The following is a 1,899-nucleotide window of genomic DNA, read 5'->3' as shown; positions in this document are numbered from 1 at the left end:
ATGTTGGAAGATGCAGCTATACAAAATATGTGGAAGATAGGAGGAGAATGGAAAAACAACGGTAATGGCGGATTTGACTATGGAAAGCATACCGTGGATTATAGTGGGAATTATTCTTTCAATACTATAAATGTTGATATTGAAGAAGTTGTTATGAATGGCAAAGGAAATGAGGACACTTGGAATAATTCTATGAATTTTGGATACAACAGCTATCTTATGATGAGTAAGATAACGGGAGCTTTAGGAAATTGGAACTTAGATATGAGAAGAAGCTTTTATTATAATGAAGTTGTAAGAACAGGAGCAGATAAAATAGAAAGAGATTTTTATTTAATGTTTGGGGGAGCTTTAGCTGCGCCTTTTGTTGCAACATATGCAGTTACAGCCTGGACAGCATTGGGAAGCTATGGAGCCCTAGGTAGCTATGTTCAAGGAGCTATTCTAAGAGGAGCAACTGATGTTGCTTTACAAAAAGGAATTAAAGGTAGTGTGGATCTAAAACAAACAGGAATTAATGCTATTATTGGTGGGGGATCTGGAAGTACCGCTATAAAAATTGGATGGGCTAATTTTATAGCTAATATGAGTAATAACGTTTATACATCTTCACAAGGTGGTAAAGGTTGGAATGGAATATATAATGATAGGTATATTAATGGCGCAAAGGTATTTACTGGTTTAATGGGGATGGGGTTAGGAAACTATAATGGATTAACAAGTGGAATTTTAGGTGGTTATTTTGGAACTACACTACTACCTGGTGTATATTTTAATACAACAGATATTGTCATAGAAAACAAAGTAAAAAAATGAAAACAATAATAGACAAATACTTTCATTTAATTTGTATAGGTATGGGCATTATAATAATTTCTATTATTATGATTAACGGATACTTTAACAATAAGAAAATTTTAAAAGCTCCTAAATATACGATTGCGTTGATAATAAGTGATTGGCATCACAAAAATACTAATGGTATAGGTGTAGATTATGAATATTTTGTAAATAAAAAAAGGTTTTTAAGTACTATAAATTTGGATTTGAAAAAAAATGACAAATACTTGTTAATTTTTGATTCTTTACAACCTAAAAATAATACTTTATTAGAAACATATAAAGTAGATAAAATATTTAATGCTCCCGATAATGGTTGGCTACTTTCAGAATTACCAATTAAGGTTGATACAGTTAAAATAAAAAATACAGTTTTAGGAAATTAAATCCAAATATAAATTTTAATATTTATGAAAATAAATAAAATAATAATATTATTTATCATATTTTGTTCAATATCAATTTATGCTCAAAAAGAGGAATATAAATTTTTAATTAACGATAATTATGGAAATAAAATATACGAAAAGCTCGAAAGTAAAACGGGAAACAAAGTTTATGTTTGGCAAAAAATAGAAGAAAGTTTTGAAAATGATCCATCAACTGCATTTACAGAATATTATTTACAAATAAATTGTGAAAGTAAAACAAGCATATTAAAGGAGTTAATAATTCATTGGAGGGATGGAAATATAGAAAAACATAATGATCCTTCTAATAAAGAAGTTCCAATAAACAACATGGAATCTTTACCTGGTCTTTCATATAAAAAATATTGTACAAAATAAATATAATTTTGCGAGGCTGTAATATTAAATAGCCTCGTTTTAATTTATTTGATCATCTAGAAAACTTAAAAGCAAGTTCCAATAAAAACAGCGCAGGCGCTCTTGAAATAACAGATACCAATGATTATTATCCGTTTGGGATGAATCATTTGAAAACCGGGAATACCTATTTTGCACAGGGAAGTTATAAAAGCTATAAGTTCGGAGAAAAAGAGTTGCAAGAGTTTGGGGCTTATGACTTTGGAGCAAGGATGTATATGCAAGATATCGG

3 protein-coding genes are annotated in these 1,899 nt (G+C 29.4%); all 3 read left to right on the top strand.

What is annotated here, in order from left to right; all coding sequences use genetic code 11:
* Nucleotides 1–816: hypothetical protein (locus BMW64_RS20305; RefSeq protein ID WP_090002515.1), on the top strand; the 816-nt coding region annotated here is incomplete at its 5' end.
* Entirely contained in the window at nt 813–1,226 is a 414-nt protein-coding gene (locus BMW64_RS20300; RefSeq protein WP_090002514.1) for a hypothetical protein, read from the top strand. The genes BMW64_RS20305 and BMW64_RS20300, both read left to right, overlap by 4 nt.
* 24 nt (nt 1,227–1,250) lie before the next feature.
* Nucleotides 1,251–1,628 (top strand): hypothetical protein, encoded by a 378-nt coding sequence (locus tag BMW64_RS20295; RefSeq protein WP_090002512.1) that lies wholly within the window; start codon nt 1,251–1,253, stop codon nt 1,626–1,628.
* Nucleotides 1,629–1,899 lie beyond the last annotated feature (271 nt).

The organism is Chryseobacterium taichungense (assembly GCF_900109935.1).
In the GTDB taxonomy this organism is placed as follows: Bacteria; Bacteroidota; Bacteroidia; order Flavobacteriales; family Weeksellaceae; genus Chryseobacterium; species Chryseobacterium taichungense.
This window is presented reverse-complemented; position numbering and strand designations above follow the sequence as displayed.